The following is a 25,419-nucleotide window of genomic DNA, read 5'->3' as shown; positions in this document are numbered from 1 at the left end:
CCGTCTGGTCGCGGCGCAACCCGCCGCTCGTCGAATCGTCCTACCGAGGTGCTTTCATGCCACATCGCCGCTCCGCCTTCTTCATTTCCGACCGCACCGGCATCACCGCCGAGTCGCTCGGCAGCACGCTGCTCACCCAGTTCGACACGCTCGAATTCAAGCGCGAGACCATCCCCTTCGTCGACACGGTGGAAAAGGCGCAGGAAGTGGCGGCCCGCATCATGAACAGTGCCGACAGCGACCAGCACCGGCCGCTGGTGTTCTCCAGCATCGTCAACCCGGAAGTGCGCGCGGCGGTGAAGGTAGAGGGCGCACTGTGCATCGACTTCTTCGAGGCCTTCATCGGCCAGATCGAGGGCGAGCTGGTCCAGCGCGCCTCGCTGACCGTCGGCCGCGCCCACGGCATGATCAACGAGGAGAAGTACGACAGCCGGATCGAGGCGGTGAACTTCTCGCTCACCCACGACGACGGCGTGAAACTGAAGGACCTCGACGAAGCCGACGTGATCCTGGTCGGCGTGTCGCGCTCGGGCAAGACGCCGACCTGTCTGTACCTGGCGCTGCAGTACGGCATCCGCGCCGCCAACTACCCGCTGACCCCGGAAGACCTCGACTCGCCGACGCTGCCGAAGATGCTGCTGCCGTTCCGCCACAAGCTGTTCGGCCTGACCATCGACCCGGTACGCCTGCACAATATCCGCACCGAGCGCCGCCCTGACTCGAAGTACGCCAGCATGGACAACTGCCGCTTCGAGGTGAACGAGGCCGAATCGATGTTCCGCCACCACGGCGTGGCGTTCATCAGCACCACGCACAAGTCGATCGAGGAGATCGCCACCAATATTCTGCACAAGGCCAACCTGAAGCGGCGCTTCTAACAGAGTCGCTAACAAAACGAGGCCACGACGAGTTTCTGCGCAGCTAAAACCATCCCGGCGTTGTTGCTCTGCCTTGCCGTACTACTTGTACTGTCTGCGGCAGAGCACCTAGCCAGGATCACTACGCTGGATTTTGTTAGCAACTCTGGCTTGACCCAACGCCGCCGCCGGGGGCAGACTGGCACGCATGACACACGTACGCACCGCATCCCCTTCCTGGTGGTGGCGCTTCTGACAGAGGCGGCACCGCGGTTGCGTATCTAAAACACCCGGAGCCTGCCGGCCAGGCGCTCCGGGTTTTTTGTTCCTTCCCCGCTCCACCGGCAGACTCTCCCGAACCTGACAGGAGACGACATGAGCCATTTTTACGTATCCCCGACCGACATCATCCTGACCGGCGACCGCACCACCGGCCAGCTGCATCTGGGCCACTACGTCGGCTCGCTGCGCAACCGGGTGCTGCTGCAGGAGCGCTGCCAGCAGTTCCTGCTGCTCGCCGACGCGCAGGCGCTCACCGACAATATGGGCAACTACCTGAAGGTGCGCGACAACGTGCTGCAGGTGGCGCTCGACTACCTGGCGGTCGGCATCGACCCGAACAAGAGCACCATCTTCATCCAGAGCCTGGTGCCGGAGCTGTCGGAGCTGGCGTCCTACTACCTTAACCTGGTGACGGTGGCGCGGCTCGAGCGCAACCCGACGATCAAGGACGAGATCAAGCAGCGCGGCTACGAGCGCGACATCCCGGCCGGCTTCCTCACCTACCCGGCGGCGCAGGCGGCCGACATCACCGCGTTCAAGGCCACCGTGGTGCCGGTCGGCGCCGACCAGGTGCCGATGATCGAGCAGACCAACGAGATCGTGCGCCGCTTCAACGCCAGCGTGAACCAGGAGATCCTGATCGAGGCGCGCGCGGTGGTGCCGGAGGCCGGCGCGCGGCTGCCGGGCATCGACGGCAAGGCGAAGATGTCCAAGTCGCTCGGCAACGCGCTGGCGCTGTCGGCGAGCCCCGACGAAATCCGCCAGGCGGTGAAGATGATGTACACCGACCCGAACCACCTGAAGGTCAGCGACCCGGGCCAGGTCGAGGGCAATGTGGTGTTCACCTACCTCGACGCGTTCGAGCCGGACGGCGCGCTGGTGGCCGACCTGAAGGCGCGCTACCGCCAGGGCGGCCTCGGCGACACGGTGATCAAGAAACAGCTGGAAGAACGGCTGCAGGCGCTGCTCGAGCCGATCCGCACCCGCCGCGAACAGCTGGCGCGCGACCCGCAGGCGGTGATGGACATCCTGAAGGACGGCACCCGCCAGGCGCGCGAGGTGGCGGCCAAGACCTTGGCCGAAGTGAAGAGTGCGATGGGGCTGACCTACTTCTGAGCGCTGCCGTAACGACGACGAGGCCCGCCGGCTAACGCCAGGCGGGCCTCGTTGCTCCTGGCCGGAGCACGATCAGCCGGGCACGCTGACCGTCAGCCCGTCGTAGCCGACCTCGATCCCCGGCGGGCAGCGGCCGGACAACTCGTGGTACTCGAGGCCGTGCGTCATGTGGATCAGCACGGTGCGCTTCGCGCCGATCCTGGCCGCCCAGTCGAACGACTGCTCGACGCCCAGGTGCGACTTGTACGGCGAGTTGCGCAGGCAGTCGAGGAACAGCACGTCGAGCCCGTCGAGCAGCGCGAGGCTCGCGTCCGGGATCGCCGACAGGTCGGTCAGCCAGGCGACGTTGCCGACCCGCCAGCCGGCGCACGGCCAGCTGCCGTGTTCGAGCGGGATCGGCGTGAACGTGATGCCGCCGAACTCGAACGGCCCGCTGATGGTTTCGGCCAACAGCACCGGCTTGTCCCACTGCGGCGTCGGCGTCGACAGCGTGTAGCCGAACCGTTCGGTGATGTTGTTCATCGTGAACTCGTTGCCGAACAGGTGGATCGCGCCCTTCTTCACGTAACAGAACGCCCTGAGGTCGTCGATGCCGTTCAGGTGGTCGGCGTGCGGGTGGGTGTAGAGCACCAGGTCGACCCGGGTGATGCCCTCGCGCAGCGCCTGCTGGCGCAGGTCCGGCCCGGTGTCGATCAGCACGCCCAAGCCGTTCACCTTCAGGTACGCCGAGCAGCGGGTGCGGCGGTTCCGCGGGTCGGGCGAGGAGCAGGTCGGGCAGTCGCAGCCGATGGCCGGGGTGCCGGAGCTGGAGCCGCAGCCGAGTATGGTCAGGTCGACGGTCTGGGTCACGATGCTTACCTCAAGCGGGGCCGGACAGGCGCGGCACCTTGCTGAACAGGGTGTAGAAATTGTCGGTGGTCGCCTCGGCCAGCGCCTCGAACGGCATGCCGCGCAGCTCGGCGACGTGCTCGGCGACGTGGCGGACGAAGCCCGGTTCGTTCTGCTTGCCGCGGAACGGCACCGGCGCGAGATACGGCGAATCGGTCTCGACCAGGATGCGGTCGAGCGGCACCATCTTGGCCACCTCCTTGAGCTCCTGCGCGCTCTTGAAGGTGACGATGCCGGAAAACGAGATGTAGAAGCCCAGGTCGAGCGCGGCCTTCGCCACCTCGCGGTCTTCGGTGAAACAGTGCATCACGCCGCGCTCGGCGCCGCTCTCGCGCATGATGCGCAAGGTGTCGGCCGCCGACTCGCGAGTGTGGATGATCAGCGGCAGGCCCGTGCGGCGCGCGGCGCGGATGTGGACGCGGAAGCGCTCGTGCTGCCAGGCCAGATCGCCCTTGCACCAGTGGTAGTCGAGGCCGGTCTCGCCGATGCCGACCACCTTCGGGTGCGCGGCGTGCGCGACCAGCTCGTCCTCGCTGAACTCGGCGGCGTCCTTGTCGTCCGGATGGATGCCGACGGTGGCGTAGAGGTGCGGGTGCGCCTCGGCGAGGCTCAGCACCGACGGGTAGTCGGGGCGGCTGACGCCGATCACCAGCGCGAGCTCGACGCGGTTTTCCTGCATGCGCGCCAGCACCTCGGGCAGCCGTGCGCTCAGGTCGGGAAAGTTCAGATGGCAGTGCGAATCAACAAGCATGTCGTTACGGCCACCGCTGCCCGCCGCCTGGGCGGACACCGGCAAAGAAGATTAAAGGGTGTGGGTCGGCCGGCTGGAGTTGAGCACACCGCCGAGCAGGCCCTCGATGCGGTGGCGCGCCTGGCGTGCCGGCTCGCCCGGCACGAACTCGACGCCGACGCCCTGCACGCGGTTGTCGCCGGCGCGCGCCGGGGTCAGCCACACCACCCGCGCCGGCAGCACGAGCTTGTCGAGGCTGTCGAGCAGCGTCAGTAACAGGAAGACCTCCTGGCCGAGCCGCAGTTCGCGCTGGGTCGGCACGAACAGCCCGCCGTGGCGCAGGAACGGCATGTAGGCCGCGTACAGCGCGCCCTTCTCCTGGATGTGCAGCGACAGCACCTCCGGCCGCGCGGTCTCGGTGTCGATGTCGGTGTCGACCAGGCTCAGTTCCATCGGTATCGCCCCCTGCTCAGCCGGCGCGGCGCGCGGCAAACAGCTTGAGATAGTCCATCAGCAGCGCTTCGAGCTGCAGCCGCACGTTCAGCGTATGGTGGCCGAACGGCGTCAGCGCCAGCACCCGGTCGTAGCAGGCCAACAGCGCCGCCGGGTCGACCCGTTCGGCCAAGCCCTGCAGCACCGCCTGCTGATCCGGATAATAGCGGATATGCCCGGCGAGTCTCAAACCGGCCAGGTCGCTCAGCCACTTGGCCAGCCAGGTCAGCGGCACCGCCAGCGGCTGCTTCTGCTTGTCGATCTGCTCGGCAATCGTCAGCGCGGCGGCGAGACTCGGCGTGGCCAGCGCGGCGACGAAGTCGCGACGCAGCATCGTCTCGGCCGGGTCGTGCTCGAACAAGGGGCTGCCGCCGTGCTGCGCGAGCTCCGCCTCGGCGTTGGCGACGCCGCGCTCGGTCAACCAGGCGAGCGCGGTGGCCTGGTCCGGCGCAGCGAGCGGAAACTGCCGGCAGCGGCTCTTGATCGTCGGCAAGAGCCGCGCGTGCGCGTGGCTGACCAGCAGGAACACGACATTGGCCGGCGGCTCCTCGAGGATCTTCAACAGCGCGTTGGCCGCCTGCAGGTTCATCGCCTCGGCCGGCTCGACCAGCACTACCCGGCGCCCGGCACGGTGTGCGGTCAGGTGGGCGAAGTCGATCACCTCGCGCACCGCTTCCACCTTGATCTGCGGCAGCTTGCGGGTGGTGGTCTTGGTCTCACCCTCCTCGTCGCCGGCCGGGCTCAGCAGCCGGAAGTCCGGGTGACTGCCGGCGTCGAACCAGTGGCAGGCCGGGCACTGGCCACAGGCGTCCTGCTCGGCGGTCGGCGCCTCGCACAGCAAGGCGCGCGCCACCGACTCGGCGAACGCGCGCTTGCCGATGCCGGCCGGGCCGGTGAACAGCCAGGCGTTCGGCAGCTGGCCGAACTCGCGGCGGATCTGCCGCCAGGCGTCGGCCTGCCACGGCAGCCGGCTCATGCGCGCCCCTTCAGTTCGGCCAAGCGTACGGCGATGTCACGCTGGACCGCGGCGATGTCGCGGCTGGCGTCGATCACCACGAAGCGCGCCGGCTCGGCGGCGGCACGCGCCAAATACGCCGCGCGCACTCGCTCGTGGAAATCGGCCGCCTCCTGCTCGAAACGGTCGAGGGTGCGGCTGGCGGCCATCCGCGCCTGCGACACGTCCAGCGGCACGTCGAGCAGCAGCGTCAGGTCGGGCTGCAGGCCCTGCTGCACCCAGTCTTCCAGCACGCGGATGCGCTCGAACGCCACGCCGCGCCCGCCGCCCTGATAGGCGAAGGTGGCGTCGGTGAAGCGGTCGGACACCAGCCAGCGGCCGGCGGCCAACGCCGGTTCGATGACCTGCGCGATATGCTCCATCCGGCCGGCGAACATCAACAGCGTTTCGGTGTCGAGCGTCGCCTCGGTGTCGACGTCGAGCAGCAGTGCGCGCAGCTTCTCGCCCAGCGGCGTGCCGCCCGGTTCGCGGGTGAACACGGTGTCGACGCGCTGTTCGGCCAACCAGTCGCGGATGAACGCCAGGTGCGTGCTCTTGCCGGCGCCGTCGATGCCCTCCAGCGTGATGAAACGTCCACGGGCCATCTCAGCCGCCTTTCTTCAGGATGTATTTGCGCACCGCCGCGTTGTGCTCGTCGAGCGTCTCGGAGAACTGCGAGCTGCCGTCGCCGCGCGCGACGAAATACAGCGCGCGGGTGTCGGCCGGGTGGGCGGCCGCTTCCAACGCGGCGCGGCCCGGCAGCGCGATCGGCGTCGGCGTCAGGCCGAGGCGGGTGTAGGTATTGTACGGGGTGTCGCGGCGCAGGTCGGCGCGGCTGATGTTGCCATGGTAGGCCGCCCCCATGCCGTAGATCACCGACGGGTCGGTCTGCAGCCGCATCCCGATGCTCAGGCGGTTGGCAAACACCGCGGCGATGTTCGGCCGATCGGCGTCGTGCGAGGTTTCCTTCTCGATCAGGCTCGCCATCGTCAACAGCTCGTACGGGTTGCTGTACGGCAGCCTGACGCTACGCTGCGCCCAGACGCCGGCGAGCTGCTGCTGCATGGTGCGGTAGGCGCGGCGGTACAGGTCGAGGTCGCTCGAGCCGGGCACGAAGTAATAGGTGCTGGGGAAGAACAGCCCCTCGGCGCGCGGCTCGGTGGCGCCGATCGCGGCCAGCAGCGCCTCTTCGCTCAGGTCGCGGCTGTCGTGCCTCAGATCCGGTTCACGGTCGACCGCGGCGCGGAACTGGCGGAAGCTCCAGCCTTCGATCACCGTCACGCTCGCCTGGTCCGGACTGCCCTCGGCAAAGCGCTTGAGCAGCTGCCACATCGCCACCGGCGAGCTGAATTCGTACAGGCCGGCCTTGATCTTGCGGTCGGTGCCGCCGATCCGCGCCAGCGCGACCATCACCCAGCGGTTGCGGATCAGGCCGTCTCTTTCCAGGCTGTTCGCGACCTGGCGCAGGGTGCGGTTCGGCCCCACGATCACGTTGTACGGCGACTGCGGCAGCGGTACCGGCACCGCGACCACCCAGGCCAGCCACAGGACGGCCGACGCCAGGATCGCGGCGACCAGTCGGACAAAAAGTTTACTCATGCAATTCGGTGCTCAGGGGGAGGCCGCCGGCAGCGGGCCGACGGTCAGCAAAGCCCGCATGATACCCTGCGCCCCGGCTGGCGCGAAGCCGGCCGCCGCTCAGTGGCCGTCTTCAGGCCCGGTGGCCGGCACGCAGGCGCCGGCGGGCGGCTGCGGCGCACAGTCGACGCCGTAGCGCGCGATCAGCGCCGCCAGCTCGGTACGCTCGAGCGGCAGCGCCCCTTCCGGCAGTTGCAGCGACAGACGCTGCTGCCCGGCCAGAAACCCAGCCAGCTCGGCGTCGCCGGCAGGCCGGCCCTGGCCGTCGACCAGGCTTTCGGCCAACGTCGCCCAGTCGCGGTCGTCGAGCCGCGCCAGCTCTCCGGCCATCTCCAGGTACAGGTCGCCGTCGTCGGTCAGGAAGGCGGCGCGCGGCACCACCTCCTCACACGGCGGCGTCAGCGACCAGCCGGCCGGCGCGTGGCGCGCCACGAACGGGGCGGCGTCGAGGTCGACGTAGACCTGCTGCGGGCCATTCTGCACGTAGTAGCGGCCCTGCGCGTCGCGCGCGTAGTTGCGCTGCAGGAAATCGAGCAGGCCGGCGTGCTCGACCCGGCTGCCGTCCAGCCACCACTGGCCGCGCGCGTCGAAGCGCAGCCAGCCGTACACCGCCGGCACGTTCGGCCATTTCGCCATCGCCGCCAAGACCATTGCGTCCATCATTCTCTCCTTAAGAGCCGCTAACAAAACGAGGCTTCGCCGAGTTTCTGCGCAGCTAAAACCCAGCGTAGCGGTCTTGCTCGTCGCGCTGCCGCAGAAAGCGAGGTTTACCGAGCTTCAGCGAAGCTAAAACAAGGCGTAGCCGAAGTTTCTGCGTAGCTACAGTACAAGCAGTACGGCAAACGCCAGGAGGTTAGCGGCTCTTAACCCGCACGCAGCACCGCCGACGGCGGCGTCTTCACCACGGTGCGCACCAGCGGCCAGCCGGACAACGTCACCACCAGCACGCCGGCGCTCATCCCCAACAGCGGCAGCCACGGGTTGACCGTCAACGGCAGGTTGAACAACTGGGTCGCCGCGACCGAGCCGAGCGCCATCGCGCCGACGCCGGCGAGCAGCCCGGCCAATGCGCCGAGCCAGGCGAGCTCCGACAGCACCACGCCGCGCACCTGCTGGCGCGACGCGCCGAGCGCGCGCATCAGCCCGGCATCGAACAGCCGCTCGTCGCGGGTCGCCGCCAGCGCCGCCCACAGCACCAACAGCCCCGCCGCCAGCGCCAGCACGAACAGCGCCTCGACCGCGCGCGCCAGCTTATCGACCACCGCGCGCACCTCGTCGATGATCGCGGTGACGTCGACCACCGTCAGGTTGGGGAAGCGCTGAACCAGCGCATTGACCGTGTCTTCGCTATTCGGTGGCAGGTGGAAGCTGGTGATGTAGCTGGCCGGCTGATCGGCCAGCCAGCTCGCCGGCGCGATCACGAAGAAATTCACCCGGAAGCTGTCCCAGGCGACCTCGCGCAGGCTGGTCACCCGCGCCTCGTAAGGGATGCCGGCGATGTCGAAGGTCAGCACGTCGCCGAGCTTGATGCCGAGCGTCTTCGCCAGGCCCTGCTCGACCGAGAACTGCGGCTTGGCGCGCGTCGAAGGCCACCAGGCACCGCCGCTCAGCCGGTTGCCGGCCGGCAGGCTGTCGCTCCACGACAGGTTGAATTCGCGTTCGGCCAACCTTCTGGCCTGTTCCGACTCGTAACGGCTCGGCTGCACCGCGTTGCCGTTGATCTCGATCAGCCGCGCCCGCACCATCGGCGAGAGCACCGGCGGCGTCAACCCGGACTGCGCCAGCTGGTCGGCGACGCCGGCGCGCTGCTGGGCCTGGATATTGATCACGAAACGGTTCGGCGCATCGGGCGGGAGGCTGCGCTGCCAGGCGCCGAGCAGGTCGGCACGCACCACGGTCAGCGTCAACAGCGCCATCAGCCCGACCGACAGCGCGACGATCTGGATCACCGCCAGCCACGGCCGGCGCCCCAGGCTCGCCACCCCGTGATGCCAGCCGACCCGGCCGCCGACCGGCAGCCGCCGCGCCAGCCACACCACGGCACCGGCGACCAGCCCGACCGCCGCCAGGAACGCCGCCAGTCCGCCGAGCCAGACCGCGGCGAGCCGGGCGTCGCCGACCTGCCAGGCGGTCAGCCCGAGCAGGGCCGCCACCGCCAACAGCGGCGCGGCGACGCCCTGCCGGGTGGTCGGCAGCTCGACGCGCAGCACCGCCAGCGCCGGCACCTTGCGGATCGCCGCCAGCGGAGGCAAGGCCAGCCCGGCCAGCAGCACCAGCGCGGCGGTCGGCCCCATCACCCAGGCGAACCAGCCCGGCTCCGGCAGGCCGTTGCCGAGCAGGCTGCCCGCCAGCCTCAGCAACAGCTGCTGCACCGCATAGCCGGCCACGGTGCCGACCGTACCGGCCGCCAGGCCCACCAGCAGGAAGATGCTGGCGAACAGCCACCACACCTCGCCGGAAGTCAGGCCGAGGCTACGCAGCACCGCCACCGGCTGCCAGTGGCGCGCGAGATAGCGGCGCACCGCCAGCGCCACCGCGGCGGCGGCCAGCGCCACCGTCAGCATCGCGGTCAGGCCGAGGAAGCGCCGCGCCCGCTCCAGCGCGCTCTTGATCTCGGGGCGCGCGTCCTCGATGTTTTCCAGTCGGGCGCCGCGCGCCAGCCGCGGCACGAGCCAGCCGCGCATCGCCTCGACCCGGTCGGCGTCGCCGGCCAGCATCAGCCGCCAGCGAATCCGGCTGCCCTCCTGCACGAGACCGGTGGCCGGCAGGTCGGCTAGGTTGAACATCAGCCGCGGCACGAAGTTGTAGAGATCGAGCGCACCGTCCGGTTCGCGGACGATCTCGCCGGCGAGGCGCAGGCTAAGCTTGCCGACCTGCAGCGTGTCGCCGAGCTTCAACTTCAGCCGGCCGATCAGCCGCGCGTCGGCCCAGGCCTCGCCCTGGACCGGGGACAGCCGGCCGCTGGCGATCGATCCGTCGGCGCGGCGGATCGTCACCTCGCCGCGCAGCGGGTAAGCGGACGACACCGCCTTGTAGGTGGCCAGCTGCGCCTGGCCGGCGGCGAACACCATCGACGGGAAGATGGCGCTTTCGGCCGAGTTCAGGCGCTGCCGCGCCGCCTGCTGGCGCACGCCGGCGTCGGCCGGCGCGTCGCTGCTGTACACCAGGTCGGCGGCGAGCAACTGGCTGGCCTGCTGGGTCAGCGAGCGCTCGACCCGGTCGGAGAAGAACGCCACGCTCGCCATCGCTACCACCGCGACCATCAGCGCCAGCGCCAGCACGGTCAGCTCGCCGGCGACCAGTTCGCGACGCGCGAAGCGCCAGGCAAACACCAGCCGACGCCAACCCTTCATCGCCCGGCTCCGGACAGCTTGCCGTCGATCAGCCGGTAGATCGCGTCGCAGCGGCTGGCCAACTCGTTGTCGTGGGTGACCAGCACCAGCGCGGTGCCCTCCTCCTCGTTCAGCGTGAACAACAGGTCGATGATCTGCCGGCCGGTGGTCGGGTCGAGGTTGCCAGTCGGTTCGTCGGCGAACAGCAGCTTGGGCTGGATCACGAAGGCGCGCGCCAACGCGACGCGCTGCTGCTCGCCGCCGGACAGGTGTTTGGGGTAATGCTTCAGCCGGTGGCCGAGGCCGACCCGCTCGAGCATGCTGCGCGCCGCCTCGCGCGCGTCGAGCCGGCCGGCCAGCTCGAGCGGCAACAGCACGTTCTCGAGCGCGGTCAATTGCGGCATCAGCTGGAAGTTCTGAAATACGAAGCCGACCTTGTCGCGGCGCAGCACCGCGCGCTGGTCCTCGGACAGGCCGGACAGCCGTTGGCCGAACAAGGCGATCTCGCCGTGACTCGGGTAGTCGAGCCCGGCCAACAGCGACAGCAGCGTCGATTTGCCCGAGCCCGAGGTGCCGACGATCGCCACGCTCTCGCCCTCGAACAGGGACAGCGTGGCACTTCGCAGAATGGTTAGGGTCTCACCGTTGAAACTGACTTGCTTGCCAAGCTCGCTGGCCGCGAGAATGGCGGCAGACGATAAGGGAGTCGACATGTCCAAGGCGCTACGCATCCTCTTGTTATGGTGTCTGGCCCTGCCGGTGCCGGCGGCCACGGTACTGGTGTTCGGCGACAGCCTGTCGGCCGGTTATGGCCTGCCGCCCGGTCAGGGTTGGGTCAGCCTGTTGCAGCAGCAACTGGGCGGCGCACACAAGGTGATCAACGCCAGCCAGTCGGGCGAGACCACCGCCGGCGGGCTCTCCCGGCTGCCGCAGGCGCTGAAGGCGCACAAGCCGCAGGTGGTGATCCTCGAGCTGGGCGGCAACGACGGTCTGCGCGGCCTGCCGCTCGCGGAAATGCAGGCCAACCTCGACACGATGATCCGCGCCAGCCAGGCCACCGGCGCCCGGGTGCTGCTGATCGGCATGGCGCTGCCCCCTAACTATGGCCGTCCCTACACCGATCAGTTCCACGCGGTGTACGACGCGCTGGCCCGCGAGCACCGCACCGCCTACGTGCCGCTGCTGATCGCCGGCTTCGAGACCGACCGCCGGCGCTTCCAGGCCGACGGCATCCATCCGGTCGCCGCCGCGCAGCCGCAGATGATGCAGACGGTGTACCGCCAGCTGCGCACCTTACTGAAAAGCTAGCAGAAATCACCCCGACCGGGCGGCTTTCCGGATCGCTATAGTGAACCGATGACGATGAGCAGTCATGCGTTATGTATAAATCTACATATTGCAATACTTTCTTAACGTGAAGACAATGCCGTCGTCACGTCAAAACAGACATAAGGAGACCCAGATGAAAACTTCGGCCCGTAACCAGTTCAACGGCACCATTTCCAAGCTGCGCCAGGGCGCCGTCAACGACGAGGTCGAACTGACCCTGGCCGGCGGCACCAAGCTCGCCGCCGTGGTCACCCGCGACAGCAGCGAGTCGCTCGGCCTCGCGGTCGGCAAGGAAGTGATCGCGCTGGTCAAGGCACCGTGGATCGTGCTCGCTACCGGCGCCAGCGACCTGCAGTTCTCGGCGCGCAACCAGCTGACCGGCACCGTCAGCGCAGTGATCAAGGGCGCGGTCAACAGCGAAGTGCTGCTCTCGCTCGACGGCGGCCTGACCCTCGCCGCGGTGATCACCAACGACGCCGTCGACGACCTGCAACTGACCGCCGGCAAGCAGGCTACCGCGCTGTTCAAGGCGTCCAGCGTGATCCTGGCCGTCAGGAAGTAAGCGATTCGGCCAACGTTGGCCGAACAGGCATGAAAAAACCCCGCTGCGCGCAGCGGGGTTTTTCGTGAACCGTAACCGGAAACCGGATTACAGGCTCTGGGCGTTCTCGGCCAGGTAGGAAGCCACGCCGGCCGCGTCGGCCTTCATGCCCTTCTTACCCTTGTTCCAGCCGGCCGGGCACACTTCGCCGTGCTCTTCGGTGAACTGCAGCGCGTCGATCATGCGGATCATTTCGTCGATGTTGCGGCCCAGCGGCAGGTTGTTCACCACCTGGTGCTGCACCACGCCCGACTTGTCGATCAGGAACGAACCACGGTACGCCACGCCACCGTCCGACTCCACGTCATAGGCCTTGGCGATGTCGTGCTGGATGTCGGCGACCAGGCTGTAGCCCACTTGACCGATGCCGCCTTTTTCCACCGGGGTGTTGCGCCATGCGGCGTGGGTGAAGTGGCTATCGATCGACACGCCGATCACTTCCACATTGCGCTGCTTGAACTCCTCCAGACGGTTGTCGAAAGCGATCAGCTCGGACGGGCACACAAAGGTGAAGTCCAGCGGGTAGAAGAACACCACCGCGTACTTGCCTTCGGTTTCCTGCTTGAAGCTGAAGTTCTCGACGATCTCGCCATTGCCTTTGACGGCGGCGAAGGTCTTCTCAGCGGAATCAAAGAACGGGGCTTGCTTGCCTACGAGTACGGCCATGGAATGCTCCTAAGTAATGCGTTTCACAGACAACCGGCCACCACAGGCGGCACCGGCGCGGATATCGCCGAGGTTATAAAACAGAACCGCCAGGCGCGACCAATTGGAAATCCATATAGCGACGATTGCCCCCCGCTATGCGGGTGGCGCGTCGCCCTTCTTCACAATGCGGGCGGCACGGCGCATTTCAAGCGCACGAGGCTATTGCCCCGCCGACGCCGCCATGAAAAAACGGGCAACCGTAGGGTTGCCCGTCGAGTGTCCCGGCGTCAGATGACGATCAGTTGGCGGTTTCCGCCTTCTTGTGCAGGCGCAGGTTCAGTTCGCGCAGCTGCTTGTCGTCGACCGCGTTCGGCGCGTTGGTCAACAGGCACTGGGCGCGCTGGGTCTTCGGGAAGGCGATCACGTCGCGGATCGACTCGGCACCGGCCATCAGCGTCACCAGACGGTCCAGGCCGAATGCCAGACCACCGTGCGGCGGCGCGCCGAACTTCAGGTTCTCCAGCAGGAAGCCGAACTTGTTCTGCTGCTCTTCCGGCGAGATCTTCAGCGCGGCGAACACCTTCTCCTGGATGTCGGCGCGGTGGATACGCACCGAACCGCCGCCGATTTCCCAGCCGTTGAGCACCATGTCGTAAGCGCGCGCGCGCGCGGCGTGGGGGTTGGTCGCCAGCATGTCCTCGTGGCCCGGTTTCGGGCTGGTGAACGGGTGGTGGCAGGCGAACCAGCGCTCCTCGACGTCGTCGTACTCGAACATCGGGAAGTCGACCACCCACAGCGGGCGCCATTCCTTGACGAAGTAGCCGCCGGCTTCGCCCTTCTCGTGGCCGATCTTGATGCGCAGCGCGCCGATCGCCTCGTTGACGACCTTGGCCTTGTCGGCGCCGAAGAAGATGATGTCGCCGTCCTCGGCTTCGGTACGCGCGATGATTTCGGTCAGCGCGGCAACAGACAGGAACTTCACGATCGGCGACTGCAGGCCGCTCGTCTCGTCGTTGGTGATCTTGGTCTTGTCGTTGACCTTGATGTACGCGAGGCCCTTGGCGCCGTAGATGCCGACGAACTGGGTGTACTCGTCGATCTCCTTGCGGCTGATGCTGGCGCCGCCCGGCACGCGCAGCGCAACGACGCGGCCGTTGTGCAGGTCGGCGGCGCCGCGGAACACCTTGAACTCCTCGGTCTTCATCAGATCGGTCAGTTCGGTGAATTTCAGGCTGACGCGCAGGTCCGGCTTGTCCGAGCCGTAGTTGAACATCGCATGGTCGTAGCTCATGCGCGGAAAATCGCCGAGCTCCACCCCCATCACGTCGCGGAAGATCTCGCGCGTCATGCCCTCGGTGATGTCCATGATCTCGTCCTCGTTCAGGAACGAGGTTTCCAAGTCGATCTGGGTGAATTCCGGCTGGCGGTCGGCGCGCAGGTCTTCGTCGCGGAAGCACTTGGTGATCTGGTAGTAGCGGTCGAAGCCGGCCACCATCAACAGCTGCTTGAACAGCTGCGGGCTTTGCGGCAGCGCGAAGAACTCGCCCGGGTGCACGCGGCTCGGCACCAGGTAGTCGCGCGCGCCTTCCGGCGTCGAGCGGGTCAGCATCGGGGTTTCGATGTCGATGAAGCCCTGCTTGTCGAGGTAGTGGCGCACGCCCATCGCCACGCGGTAGCGCAGTCGCAGGTTCTTCTGCATCTGCGGGCGGCGCAGATCGATCACGCGGTGGGTCAGCCGGACGTTTTCCGACAGGTTCTCGTCGTCGATCTGGAACGGCGGGGTCAGCGCGGTGTTGAGGATCTCGATCTGTTTGCCGAGAATCTCGATCGCGCCGGAGGTCAGGTTGGCGTTGGCGGTGCCGTCCGGGCGGGCGCGCACCAGGCCGGTGATCGACACCACATATTCGCCGCGGCAGCTGTCGGCGGTCGCGAAGGCTTCCGGGGTATCCGGGTCGAACACCACCTGCACCAGGCCTTCGCGGTCGCGCAGGTCGATGAAGATCACCCCGCCATGGTCACGGCGGCGGTGCACCCAGCCCTTAACCGTGACGGTCTGGCCGAGGTATTTGGTGTCAATGAGTCCGCTGTAGTCGGTTCGCATGATGTTCTGCTGTATGGAAGTTTTAAATAGAGTCGGATGGGTCTGGGAACAGCTTAGCCGGCTTTCGGAGCCGGGGCCACCATGCCCATCGAGATCGCGTATTTCAGTGCCTCGTCGACGCTCATATCGAGCGGCTTGGTGTCGGCACGGGCGACCATCACGTAGTAGCCGGAGGTCGGGTTCGGAATGGTCGGCACGTAGACGCCGATATAGTCGTCGCCCAGTTCCTTGTTGACGGGGGCCGGCAGCGGGCCGGTCTGGAACGCGACGGTCCACATGCCCTGGTGCGGAAACTGCACCAGGATCGGCGTCTTGAACGCCTGGCCGTTGTCCGACAACAGCGTGTCGCTAACCTGCTTGACGCTGCTGTAAATGGTCTTGACCACCGGAATGCGCGACAACAAGGCATCCCAGAGGTCGAGCAGCCGCTGGCCGAGCACATTGGCCGTCAGCATGCCGGTGCCGACCAGGATCAGCACCGCCAACACCACGCCCAGCCCCGGGATCGCGAAGCCGAACAGCGCCTCGGGGCGCAGGCTGCGCGGCACCAGGTTGAGCGTCTGGTCGAGCGTGCCGACGATCAGGTTCAACACCCAGAAGGTCACCGCCACCGGCAGCCACAATAGCAGACCGGTGACCAGATAGCCCTTCAGCGTCATCTTGATTTGGGTCATGTCAGTGGCTGTGGCCGCAGTTGCCGCTGCCGCAGGCCGGAGCGCTGCCGCCGCCGCTGTTCTTGAAGTCGGTGGCGTACCAGCCCGAGCCCTTCAGCTGGAAACCGGCGGCGGTCACGCACTTCTTGTAGTCGTGGCTGCCGCAGGCCGGGCAGGCCGCGACCGGCGCATCGCTCATCTTCTGCAGGTGTTCCTTGTTCACGCCGCAGGCATCGCAGTGGTATTCGTAAATCGGCATGGCAATCTCCGGTCGACAACGTGACATTACGTCGAGACAGATAGGGTCGAAAACGCGGCGGATCAAGCCCGCACCGCAAACTTGCGATTATAGCCGACGCAGGCGCTGCACCAAAAGCGTTGCAGCTTTCTCGCCACAGCGCGGCCCAGCGCCCGCCCGGCTTGTCGTGCAGTGCAACAAAGGCGGCGTACTATCCATTAGGAATAAACGGCGCAGTCCCTGCTGCGTCGGCGCACCGGGAGAGCCCGCATGACCCAGTATCTGCCGTTGGCCGGCAAGAAAGGCCTGATCGTCGGCATCGCCAACCAGCACAGCATCGCCTACGGCTGCGCCCGCGCCGCGCACGAGTTGGGCGCCGAGCTGGCGGTCACCTACCTGAACGCCAAGGCCGAACCGTACGTGCGACCGTTGGCCGAACAGCTCGACGCCACGCTGACACTGCCGCTCGACGTCGAGCAGCCCGGCCAGCTCGAGGCGGTGTTCGCCGCGATCGGCGAGCAATGGGGCGGGCTCGACTTCGTGATCCACTCGATCGCCTACTGCCCGATCGACGACCTGCACGGCCGCGTCACCGACTGCTCGCTGGCCGGCTTCAGCCAGGCGATGCGGGTGTCGTGCTACTCGTTCATCGAGATGGCGCGGTTGGCCGAACCCTTGATGACCAACGGCGGCACGCTGGTGACGATGAGCTACCAAGGCGCCGACAAGGTGGTCGAGCACTACAACATCATGGGCCCGGTCAAGGCGGCGCTGGAGAGCACCGCGCGCTATCTGGCCAGCGAGCTCGGCACGCAGGGCATCCGCGTCCACGCGGTGTCGCCCGGCCCGCTGAAGACCCGCGCCGCCAGCGGCATCGCCCATTTCGACAAGCTGATCGACGACGCGATCGAGCGCGCCCCGCAGAACCGCCTGGTCGACATCGACGAGGTCGGCCAGACCGTCGCCTTCCTGGTGTCGGACGCGGCGCGTGCGCTGACCGGCGAGACCCTGTACGTCGACGGCGGCTACCACATCATGGCGTGAATGCCGGCCCCGCCGTTCGGCCAACCCTTACCGGAGTTTCCGATGACCCGCGACGACCACGCGTTTTCCGACTTCATCACCGCCGCTGCCGAGCACGGCCCGCTGCCGCTGGCGGTGGCCCACCCGGCCAGCCGCGAGTCGCTGCGCGGCGCCGTCGAGGCGGCCGAGCGCGGCATCGCCACGCCGATCCTGATCAGCCCGAAGGCCAAGCTCGCCCGGCTCGCCGACGAGCTGGAACTGGATCTGTCCCGCTACGAGCACATCGACGTGCCGCACAGCCATGCCGCCGCCGAGCGCGCGGTCGAGCTGGTGCGCGCCGGCCACGCCGACCTGCTGATGAAGGGCAGCCTGCACACCGACGAATTCATGGCGGCGGTGCTCGACAAGGCCGCCGGCATCCGCACCGACCGGCGGCTGTCGCACGTGTTCATCATGAAGGTGGAGAGCTATCCGCGTTACCTGTTCATCACCGACGCGGCGATCAATATCGCGCCCGACCTCGCCACCAAGCAGGACATCGCGCAAAACGCCATCGACCTGACCCACGCACTCGGTATCGAGCGGCCGAAGCTGGCGATCCTCGCCGCGGTCGAGACGGTCAACCCGAAGATGCCGTCGACGCTCGACGCCGCCGCGCTGTGCAAGATGGCCGACCGCGGCCAGATCCGCGGCGCGCTGCTCGACGGCCCGCTGGCGTTCGATAACGCGATCTCGCGCGAGGCGGCCGACACCAAGGGCATCGTCTCGCTCGTCGCCGGCGACCCGGACATCCTGCTGGTGCCCGACCTCGAGTCGGGCAATATGCTCGCCAAGCAGCTCAGCTATCTCGCGGCCGCCGCCTCGGCCGGCGTGGTGATGGGCGCCAAGGTGCCGATCGTGCTGACCAGCCGCGCCGACGACGCCGACGGCCGACTCGCCTCGACCGCGATCGCCAGCCTGCTCGCGCACCGCCGGCGCCGTCAGGAGGTCGTGCGATGAGCGCGGCGCTGTTCACCCTCAACGCCGGCTCGAGCACGCTGAAGTTCGCCGCATTCAGCCCCGACGACCAGGAGCGACTACTGTCCGGCCAGATCGACCACTTCGGCGCCGAAGGCGCCAAGCTGGTGCTGCAGGCACCGTCCGATACCGCGCCGCGGGAGCGCCGCCTGACCGGCAATAGCCGTGCCGAACAGCTCGCCGCCGCGCTGGCGACCTTGGCCGAACACGGCCTGAGCCCGCTCGCGGTCGCACACCGGGTGGTGCACGGCGGCAGCCGCTTCACCGCGCCGGTCCGGCTCGACGCGGCGAGCCGCGCCGCGCTCGCCGAACTGGCGCCTCTCGCGCCGCTGCACCAGCCGGTCAGCCTGGCGGCGATCGACATAGTCAGCGCGATCGACCCGGCGCTGCCGCAGATCGCCTGCTTCGACACCGCGTTTCACGCCGGCATGCCGGAGCTGGCGCAACGCTTCGCGATCGCCCGCCGCTGGCACGACGCCGGCGTGCGTCGCTACGGCTTTCACGGCCTGTCGTACGCGGCGATCGCGCGGCGGCTGCCGGAGTTCGGCCTGGAAGAACAGCGCGTGGTGGTCTGCCACCTCGGCAGCGGCGCCAGCGCCTGCGCGCTATTGGCCGGCCAGAGCGTCGCCAGCAGCATGGGCTTCTCGGCGCTCGACGGGCTGATGATGGGCAGCCGTCCCGGCACGCTCGACGCCGAGGTGGTGCTGTACTGGCAGGAACAGGCCGGCCTGACCATCGCCGAGGTGCGCGACGAGCTGTATACGCATTCGGGCCTGCTCGGGGTGTCCGGGCTGTCGGCCGACATCCGTACCCTGCTCACCAGCCACAGCCCGGCCGCGCACGAGGCGGTCGCGCTGTTCTGCTACCGGGTCGCGACCGAGATCGGCCGGCTCGCCGCCGCGATGCAGGGCCTCGACGCGGTGGTGTTCAGCGCCGGCATCGGCGAGCACGCGCCGGCGGTGCGCGCCGCGATCCTGAACCAGCTCGGCTGGCTCGGCTTCCGTCTCGACGAGACGGCCAACGACGCCAACGCCCGCCGGATCAGCCACGCCGACAGCCCGCGCTCGGCCTGGGTGATCCCGACCGACGAGGAAGGCGAGATGGCGCGGCTGGCCGCCGGTGTGCTGGCCAACCGCCCCTGATCCGGCACAAGGTTGGCCGAACGCCCGCTTCGGCCAACCTTGCTGCTCGATGCGGCAACAGAAAAGCCCCGCGGTTGCGGGGCTTTTCATACCAAGTCGACCTGTCAGGCCGCGGTGACGCGCAGCCCCGGCGGCAGCGAGAAGGTGGTCTTCTCCGCCACCCCCGGCAGTTCCTCGACCGTCTCGGCGCCGAAGCTCTGGATCCGGGCGATCACCGCCTGCACCAGCACCTCGGGCGCCGACGCGCCGGCGGTCACGCCGACCTTCTGCTTGCCGTCGAACCAGGCTGCATCGAGCAGATCGGCGTTGTCGACCATATAGGCGTCGACGCCCTTCAGCGCCGCCACTTCGCGCAGCCGGTTGGAGTTGGAACTGTTCGGCGAGCCGACCACCACGACGATGTCGCAGTCGTCCGACAGCGCCTTCACCGCGTCCTGGCGGTTCTGGGTGGCGTAGCAGATGTCGTCCTTCTTCGGGCCGTGGATCGCCGGGAAGCGCGCACGCAGCGCGTCGACGATCTCGCGGGTCTCGTCGACCGACAAGGTGGTCTGGCTGACGTAGGAGAGCTTCTCCGGGTCGTTGACCGCCAGCGTCGCCACATCGGCGACAGTTTCGACCAGGTACATGCCGCCATCGGCCTGGCCCATCGTGCCTTCCACTTCCGGGTGGCCGGCATGGCCGATCATCACGATCTCGAGGCCGGCCTCGCGCATCTTCTTCACCTCGATATGCACCTTGGTGACCAGCGGACAGGTGGCGTCGAACACATTCAGGCCGCGCGACTCGGCCTCCTGGCGCACCGACAGCGGCACGCCGTGCGCCGAGTAGATCAGTGTCGCGCCGGCCGGCACGTCGGCCAGGTCTTCGATGAAGATTGCGCCCTTCTCGCGCAGGCTCTCCACCACGAAACGGTTGTGCACCACCTCGTGACGCACGTAGATCGGCGCGCCGAACAGTTCCAGCGCGCGCTCGACGATGCCGATCGCCCGGTCGACGCCGGCGCAGAAACCGCGCGGGTTAGCGAGCAGGATGGTCTTCGTCATATTGCTTCCTAACAATGCGGACCGGGCCGGCCGATTCGGCCGACCACGGTCGGGGTTTAAAGCGCCGGCTTCCTGAAACTATCCAGCACCATCAGCACCGCGCCGACGCAGATGAACGAGTCGGCCAGGTTGAACGCCGGGTAGTACCAGGCATCGTAGTAATGGATCTGGATGAAGTCGATCACGTGGCCGTGGATGATCCGGTCGATCACATTGCCGAGCGCACCGCCGATGATGAAGCTGGCGGCGACATTCATCAGGCAGGAAAAGCGCCCCTTGACGATGTTCCAGCCGAGCCAGCCCGATACGGCGAACGCCAGCACCGCGAACAGGTGCTTCTGCCAGCCGCCGGCGTCGGCGAGGAAGCTGAACGCGGCGCCCGGATTGTAGAGCAGCGTGAAGTTGAACACACCCGGGATCACCTCGCGCACCTCACCGTACTGGTAGTTGCCGTTGAAGTACACCTTGGACAACTGATCGAGCACGATGATCGCCAGCGCCAGCGCGAACCACTTCAGCGCGCCGCTGCTACGGCGTTCGGACAGAGTCATGATGTTGACCTCAGGCATGCTCACGCACCTCGCCGGCACCGTCGAGGTTGCTCACGCAACGGCCGCAGACATTGCCGTGGCCGGCGTGACTGCCGACGTCGGCGCGGTAGTGCCAGCAGCGGTCGCACTTGGCGTGCGCGCTCGGGGTGACGCGAATACGGGTCTCGGCCCCTTCCTTGACGTCGGCACGCGACACGATCAGCACGTACTTCAGGTCGCCGTCCAGACTCCGCAGGTTCTGATACAGCTCGCCCGGCACCTCGATGTCGAGCTCGGCCTGCAGCGACGAACCGAGTTGATCGGCGGCGCGCAGCGCCTCGATTTCCTTGTTCACCTGGGTGCGGAACTCGCGGATCGCCCCCCACTTGTCGCTCAGTTCCTGCTCGGCCTCGGCGAGGCTCTGCGGGAATTCGTGCAGGGTGTGGAACAGTACGCTTTCCTCGTCGCTGTTGGTCAGCACTTCCCACGCCTCTTCGGCGGTGAAGCACAGGATCGGCGAGATCAGCAGCAGCAAGCTGCGGGTGATGTGGTAGAGCGCGGTCTGCGCCGAGCGGCGCGCGTGGCTGTCGGCCTGCGTGGTGTACAGGCGGTCCTTGATCACGTCGAGGTAGAACGCACCGAGGTCTTCCGAGCAGAAGTTGACGATTTCCTGCACCGCGTGATGGAAAGCGTAACGCGGATACAGATCGCCGGCCAGCCGCTCCTGCAGTTGACGGGTCTGCAGCAGCGCATAGCGGTCGAGCTCGAGCAGTTTGTTGACCGGCAGCGCGTGCTCTAGCGGCGCGAAGTCCGACAAGTTGGCCAACAGGAAGCGCAGCGTATTGCGCAGGCGGCGGTACGACTCGGTGACGCGCTTGAGGATCTCATCCGAGATCGCCAGCTCGCCCGAATAATCGGTCGACGCCACCCACAGGCGCAGGATGTCGGCGCCGAGGCTGTCGTTGACCTTCTGCGGCGCAACCACGTTGCCCTTCGACTTGGACATCTTCAGGCCCTTGCCGTCGACCACGAAGCCGTGCGTCAGCAGCTGACGGTACGGCGCGCGGCCGGTGGTGGCGCAGCCGGTCAACAGCGACGACTGGAACCAGCCGCGGTGCTGGTCCGAACCCTCCAGGTACAGGTCGGCCGGCCAGGCCAGCTCCGGGCGCTGCCTCAGCACCGCGAAGTGGGTCGAGCCGGAATCGAACCAGACGTCGAGCGTGTCCGACAGCTTCTTGTACTCTTCGGCCTCGTCGCCGAGCAGCTCGGCGGCATCCAGGCTGAACCACGCCTCGATGCCCTGCTGCTCGATGCGCAGCGCGACCTCTTCGAGCAGCTCGGCCGACCGCGGGTGCAGCTCGCCGCTTTCCTTGTGCACGAAGAAGGTCATCGGCACGCCCCAGTTGCGCTGGCGCGACACGCACCAGTCCGGGCGGTTGCCGATCATCGCCTCGAGGCGGGCACGGCCCCAGGCCGGGAAGAACTCGGTCTCGTCGACCGCCTCCTTGGCGTTGCCGCGCAGCGTCGCACCGTTGTGACCGGCCTTTTCCATGCCGATGAACCACTGCGCGGTAGCGCGGAAGATGATCGGAGTCTTGTGGCGCCAGCAGTGCGGGTAGCTGTGGTTCAGGCGCACGTTGGCTAGCAGCGCGCCGCGCTCTGCCAGCGTTTCGATCACCCGCGGGTTGGCCTCCCAGACAGTCAGGCCGGCGAACAGCTCGGTGTTCGACTTGTAACGGCCGTTGTCGGCGACCGGATTGTCGACCGGCAGGCCGTAAGCCAGGCCGGCCTGGAAGTCTTCCAGGCCGTGCGCCGGCGCGGTGTGCACCAGGCCGGTACCGGCGTCGGTGGTGACGTGCTCTCCGACGATCACCGGCACTTCGCGCTCATAGAACGGGTGCTGCAGCAACAGGTGCTCGAGCCTGTCGCCGCTGGCTTCGGCCAGCACCGGCGCGCCGTCGAAGCCGTAGCGTTGCAGCGCGGCTTCGGCCAGCTCTTTCACCAACACCAGCTTGCCCTTCGGTGTGTCGATCAGCTGGTAGGTTAGCGTGGCGCTCACCGCCACCGCCTGGTTGGCCGGCAGCGTCCACGGCGTGGTGGTCCAGATCACCGCGTAGCCGTCGTCGACGCTAACCGACAGGCCGAATGCTTCGGCCAGCTTCGCGCCGTCGACGAAACGGAACGCCACGTCGATCGCCGGCGAGTTCTTGTCCTCGTACTCGACCTCGGCCTCGGCCAGTGCCGAGCCGCACTCGATGCACCAGTGCACCGGCTTCTCGCCCTTGAACAGGTAGCCGTTCTGGTAGATCTTGCCGAGGGTGCGGACGATGTCGGCCTCTGTCTTGAATTCCATCGTCAGGTACGGATTGTCCCAGTCGCCGAGCACGCCCAGGCGGATGAAGTCCTTCTTCTGGCGGGCGATCTGCTCGTAGGCGTACTCGCGGCACAGCTCGCGGAACTTGGCCGCCGGAATGTCCTTGCCGTGCAGCTTCTCGACCATCAACTCGATCGGCAGGCCGTGGCAGTCCCAGCCCGGCACGTACGGCGCGTCGAAGCCGGACAGCGTCTTGGTCCGGACGATGATGTCCTTGAGCACCTTGTTGACCGCGTGGCCGATGTGAATGTCACCGTTGGCGTATGGCGGGCCGTCGTGCAGGATGAACTTGGGGCGGCCTGCCGCCAGCTTGCGCAGCTTCTGATAACGCTTTTGCTCGTGCCAGCGCTTGACCCAGGCGGGTTCACGTTTTGCCAGGTCACCGCGCATCGGGAACGGGGTGTCCAGCAGGTTGACGGTCTTGCGGTAGTCGATGCTCATGCGTTTTCTCGTTGCAAACTGGTCAAATAGGCTTGGGCACTGGCGGCGTCGCGCTCGATCTGCGCCACCAGTTCCTTTAAATCATCATAACGCGCTTCGTCGCGCAGCTTCTTCAGGAAGCGCACGGTCAGGCGCTGGCCGTACAGGTCGGCCGAACAGTCGAACAGGTGCACTTCCAGCTTGTAATTGAGCGTGTCGGTCACCGTCGGGTTCTGTCCCAGGCTCGCCACCCCGCCCTTGCGACCCAGCGGCGTGTCCACCTCGACCACGAACACCCCGTGCAGCGCCGGCTTGCGGTGCGGCAGGTGGATGTTGGCGGTCGGGAAACCGATGGTGCGACCGAGCTTCTGCCCGTGCATCACCCGGCCGGACAGCTGGTACGGCCGGCCGAGCAGCCGCTCGGCGGCGGCCAGGTCGCCGGCAGCCAGGCATTCGCGCACCCTGGTGCTCGACGCCCGCTCGCCCGCCACCAGCACCGACGGCATCGCCTCGGTGACAAAGTCCGGACAGGCGGCCAAGAGATCAAAATTCCCCTGGCGCTTGGCGCCAAACTGGAAATCGTCGCCGATCAGCAGGTAGCGGGTATGCAGGTCGCCCACCAGCACCTGGCGGATGAAGGCTTCGGCGCTCAACGCCGCGAAACGCGGATTGAAGCGGTAGACGAACACGTAATCGAGCTGACGCTGCGCCTTGAGGAAGGCCAGCTTGTCGCGCAGCGTCGACAGCCGCGCCGGCGGATTGCCGCGGGCGAACACCTCACGCGGGTGCGGCTCGAAGGTCAACAGCGCCGCCGGCAGGTGGCGCGCACACGCCGCATCGCTCAGGCGCGCCAGCATTTTCTGGTGTCCATGGTGCACGCCATCGAAGTTGCCGATGGTCAGCGCACAGCCCTGGGGCACGGCATCGCCATGCGGAGGTCCGAAAAAAACCTGCATTCCCCGCCCTGCTCCTGAAAACAGATGATTCTAACGGTCGCCACGCCCGGACGCCACCCGCACGGACACTCGGCGGCTGCCGCCGAAATATATGAAAAAAGCCCTGCTTGTGCAGGGCTTTTTTGACAGAAGGAAAACCTTCAGCGGGCCGATTACTGAGCCGGCTGGGTGGCTTCTTTCAGGGTGTTGATTTGCAGCTCTACGCGACGGTCGCCAGCGGAGCAAGCGTTGCGAGCGGCTTTGTTCTTGAACTTCTTGCCCTTGCACTGTTCGGTGAACTTGGCATCGGCCTTGCCTTTGCCCACAGCGGTCAGCTTTTCAGCCGGTACGCCATGAGAAGCCAGGTAGTCCTTAACCGTGTCAGCACGCTTCTGCGACAGGGCCTGGTTGTACTTGTCGGTACCAACCCAGTCGGTGTAACCGTCGATCTCGACGCTCTGCAGGTTCACGCCGCCTTGCTTGAAGCGCTCAACCAGCGGATCCAGCTCTTTGGTGGCGTCCGGACGCAGGGTCGCTTTGTCGAAGTTGAACAGCACTTCGGCGGAGATGGTGACTTTTTCGGTCACAACGACCATTTTCGGCTTTTCAACAGCTACCGGCTTCGGAGCTTCTTTGTCGCCGCACTCGACCAGGCCTTCGGTGGCCTTGTCGAAGTAAGCAGTACGCCAGCATTCACCGTAGCTGTTACGGGTCACGGCATCGGTGGTTTGATCAACGGTGTAACCCGGCTTGGCAGCAAAGGCACTCGCCGATACCAGCATGGCAGCTACCAGAGCGCTCAGTTTCAGCTGTTTGGTCATGTTATTCCCTTTTTTTGTAAAACGTATCCGTGCGGCAAACGCGCAAAGACGCACTCGACTTTAAGCTCACTGCAAACAACAGGGTGTTGCCAAGCTGTGTCTATGCAGTTATCCGGCACTATAGGAATGCGGCAATCCACTGTCAACAGCACCACAGGCGCAAAACCGCCAACTTGTTGCATAAAAACCAAAAAAACCTGCTATGGAAGACCCGA

25 protein-coding genes are annotated in these 25,419 nt (G+C 66.9%); 7 read left to right on the top strand and 18 right to left on the bottom strand.

What is annotated here, in order from left to right:
• The first annotated feature begins 56 nt into the window (after positions 1-56).
• Together ppsR and trpS are read left to right on the top strand one after the other, a co-directional pair.
• On the top strand, positions 57-878 hold the full coding sequence (gene ppsR, locus ACZ2IA_RS09855) for a posphoenolpyruvate synthetase regulatory kinase/phosphorylase PpsR (protein WP_470292403.1): 822 nt from the start codon (positions 57-59) through the stop codon (positions 876-878).
• 354 nt (positions 879-1,232) lie between these two features.
• Positions 1,233-2,255 carry a tryptophan--tRNA ligase gene (trpS, locus tag ACZ2IA_RS09850; RefSeq protein WP_470292402.1) on the top strand — a complete coding sequence of 341 codons (1,023 nt, stop codon included), beginning with the start codon at positions 1,233-1,235 and terminating at the stop codon, positions 2,253-2,255.
• 72 nt (positions 2,256-2,327) lie between these two features.
• On the opposite strand, the gene ACZ2IA_RS09845 is transcribed toward trpS, so the two are convergent.
• The 9 genes from ACZ2IA_RS09845 to ACZ2IA_RS09805 all read right to left on the bottom strand — a co-directional run bounded on the left by ACZ2IA_RS09845 (position 2,328) and on the right by ACZ2IA_RS09805 (position 11,042).
• Positions 2,328-3,104: an MBL fold metallo-hydrolase gene (locus tag ACZ2IA_RS09845; protein WP_470292401.1), complete on the bottom strand. Its 777-nt coding sequence runs from the start codon at positions 3,102-3,104 to the stop codon at positions 2,328-2,330.
• 10 nt (positions 3,105-3,114) lie between these two features.
• Positions 3,115-3,894 carry a TatD family hydrolase gene (locus ACZ2IA_RS09840; protein ID WP_470292400.1) on the bottom strand — a complete coding sequence of 260 codons (780 nt, stop codon included), beginning with the start codon at positions 3,892-3,894 and terminating at the stop codon, positions 3,115-3,117.
• Between the two features lie 51 nt (positions 3,895-3,945).
• Positions 3,946-4,326 carry a PilZ domain-containing protein gene (locus ACZ2IA_RS09835; protein WP_470292399.1) on the bottom strand — a complete coding sequence of 127 codons (381 nt, stop codon included), beginning with the start codon at positions 4,324-4,326 and terminating at the stop codon, positions 3,946-3,948.
• A 16-nt stretch (positions 4,327-4,342) separates the two neighbouring features.
• Positions 4,343-5,341, bottom strand: coding sequence for a DNA polymerase III subunit delta' (holB, locus tag ACZ2IA_RS09830; protein WP_470292398.1), 999 nt, complete (start codon positions 5,339-5,341; stop codon positions 4,343-4,345).
• Positions 5,338-5,964: a dTMP kinase gene (gene tmk / locus ACZ2IA_RS09825; RefSeq protein WP_470292397.1), complete on the bottom strand. Its 627-nt coding sequence runs from the start codon at positions 5,962-5,964 to the stop codon at positions 5,338-5,340. Before tmk ends, holB begins: the two co-directional genes overlap by 4 nt.
• 1 nt (position 5,965) lies before the next feature.
• Positions 5,966-6,958, bottom strand: coding sequence for an endolytic transglycosylase MltG (mltG, locus tag ACZ2IA_RS09820; RefSeq protein ID WP_470292396.1), 993 nt, complete (start codon positions 6,956-6,958; stop codon positions 5,966-5,968).
• A gap of 99 nt (positions 6,959-7,057) precedes the next feature.
• Positions 7,058-7,657 (bottom strand): DUF2946 family protein, encoded by a 600-nt coding sequence (locus tag ACZ2IA_RS09815; RefSeq protein WP_470292395.1) that lies wholly within the window; start codon positions 7,655-7,657, stop codon positions 7,058-7,060.
• 203 nt (positions 7,658-7,860) lie between these two features.
• Positions 7,861-10,350 (bottom strand): ABC transporter permease, encoded by a 2,490-nt coding sequence (locus ACZ2IA_RS09810; RefSeq protein WP_470292394.1) that lies wholly within the window; start codon positions 10,348-10,350, stop codon positions 7,861-7,863.
• Complete coding sequence (locus tag ACZ2IA_RS09805) at positions 10,347-11,042, bottom strand: ABC transporter ATP-binding protein (protein ID WP_470292393.1); 696 nt, start codon at positions 11,040-11,042, stop codon at positions 10,347-10,349. The genes ACZ2IA_RS09810 and ACZ2IA_RS09805 overlap by 4 nt, the downstream gene beginning before the upstream one ends.
• On the opposite strand from ACZ2IA_RS09805, the gene ACZ2IA_RS09800 reads away from it, so the two are divergent.
• Positions 11,041-11,637, top strand: a complete 597-nt coding sequence (locus ACZ2IA_RS09800) for an arylesterase (protein ID WP_470292392.1) — start codon at positions 11,041-11,043, stop codon at positions 11,635-11,637. The two genes, ACZ2IA_RS09805 and ACZ2IA_RS09800, sit on opposite strands and share 2 nt — an antisense overlap.
• Before the next feature lie 154 nt (positions 11,638-11,791).
• Complete coding sequence (locus ACZ2IA_RS09795) at positions 11,792-12,220, top strand: TOBE domain-containing protein (protein WP_470292391.1); 429 nt, start codon at positions 11,792-11,794, stop codon at positions 12,218-12,220.
• A gap of 87 nt (positions 12,221-12,307) precedes the next feature.
• Here ACZ2IA_RS09795 and ACZ2IA_RS09790 read toward each other — a convergent pair whose 3' ends face one another.
• The 4 genes from ACZ2IA_RS09790 to ACZ2IA_RS09775 form a co-directional block, all read right to left on the bottom strand.
• Positions 12,308-12,925 carry a peroxiredoxin gene (locus ACZ2IA_RS09790; RefSeq protein WP_470292390.1) on the bottom strand — a complete coding sequence of 206 codons (618 nt, stop codon included), beginning with the start codon at positions 12,923-12,925 and terminating at the stop codon, positions 12,308-12,310.
• Positions 12,926-13,205: 280 nt separating this feature from the next.
• On the bottom strand, positions 13,206-15,008 hold the full coding sequence (gene aspS / locus ACZ2IA_RS09785) for an aspartate--tRNA ligase (RefSeq protein WP_470292389.1): 1,803 nt from the start codon (positions 15,006-15,008) through the stop codon (positions 13,206-13,208).
• A 53-nt stretch (positions 15,009-15,061) separates the two neighbouring features.
• Entirely contained in the window at positions 15,062-15,682 is a 621-nt protein-coding gene (locus ACZ2IA_RS09780) for a DUF502 domain-containing protein (RefSeq protein WP_470292388.1), read from the bottom strand.
• A gap of 1 nt (position 15,683) precedes the next feature.
• The gene (locus tag ACZ2IA_RS09775) at positions 15,684-15,920 is read right to left on the bottom strand and encodes an FmdB family zinc ribbon protein (RefSeq protein ID WP_470292387.1); all 237 of its coding nucleotides are present in this window, start codon (positions 15,918-15,920) and stop codon (positions 15,684-15,686) included.
• 249 nt (positions 15,921-16,169) lie between these two features.
• Between ACZ2IA_RS09775 and fabI the strand changes: the two genes are divergently transcribed.
• Genes fabI through ACZ2IA_RS09760 form a run of 3 tightly spaced genes read left to right on the top strand, consistent with a single transcriptional unit; the run spans position 16,170 to position 19,081 of the window.
• Entirely contained in the window at positions 16,170-16,943 is a 774-nt protein-coding gene (fabI, locus tag ACZ2IA_RS09770; RefSeq protein ID WP_470292386.1) for an enoyl-ACP reductase FabI, read from the top strand.
• The gene (locus ACZ2IA_RS09765) at positions 16,944-17,921 is read left to right on the top strand and encodes a bifunctional enoyl-CoA hydratase/phosphate acetyltransferase (protein ID WP_470292385.1); all 978 of its coding nucleotides are present in this window, start codon (positions 16,944-16,946) and stop codon (positions 17,919-17,921) included.
• Complete coding sequence (locus tag ACZ2IA_RS09760) at positions 17,918-19,081, top strand: acetate/propionate family kinase (RefSeq protein WP_470292384.1); 1,164 nt, start codon at positions 17,918-17,920, stop codon at positions 19,079-19,081. Before ACZ2IA_RS09765 ends, ACZ2IA_RS09760 begins: the two co-directional genes overlap by 4 nt.
• A gap of 104 nt (positions 19,082-19,185) precedes the next feature.
• Here the strand turns inward: ACZ2IA_RS09760 and ispH are convergent, their stop codons facing one another.
• The 5 genes from ispH to ACZ2IA_RS09735 form a co-directional block, all read right to left on the bottom strand.
• Positions 19,186-20,124, bottom strand: coding sequence for a 4-hydroxy-3-methylbut-2-enyl diphosphate reductase (gene ispH / locus ACZ2IA_RS09755; protein WP_470292383.1), 939 nt, complete (start codon positions 20,122-20,124; stop codon positions 19,186-19,188).
• A 56-nt stretch (positions 20,125-20,180) separates the two neighbouring features.
• Positions 20,181-20,675: a signal peptidase II gene (gene lspA, locus ACZ2IA_RS09750; RefSeq protein ID WP_470292382.1), complete on the bottom strand. Its 495-nt coding sequence runs from the start codon at positions 20,673-20,675 to the stop codon at positions 20,181-20,183.
• Positions 20,676-20,685: 10 nt separating this feature from the next.
• Positions 20,686-23,469: an isoleucine--tRNA ligase gene (ileS, locus tag ACZ2IA_RS09745; protein ID WP_470292381.1), complete on the bottom strand. Its 2,784-nt coding sequence runs from the start codon at positions 23,467-23,469 to the stop codon at positions 20,686-20,688.
• Entirely contained in the window at positions 23,466-24,404 is a 939-nt protein-coding gene (locus ACZ2IA_RS09740; RefSeq protein ID WP_470292380.1) for a bifunctional riboflavin kinase/FAD synthetase, read from the bottom strand. Before ACZ2IA_RS09740 ends, ileS begins: the two co-directional genes overlap by 4 nt.
• A gap of 152 nt (positions 24,405-24,556) precedes the next feature.
• Positions 24,557-25,204, bottom strand: coding sequence for an OmpA family protein (locus ACZ2IA_RS09735; protein WP_470292379.1), 648 nt, complete (start codon positions 25,202-25,204; stop codon positions 24,557-24,559).
• Positions 25,205-25,419 lie beyond the last annotated feature (215 nt).

The organism is Crenobacter sp. CS_VA4 (assembly GCF_055597485.1).
Note: the sequence above shows the minus strand (reverse complement) of the source record. Positions and strands in the feature narration are given on the sequence as shown.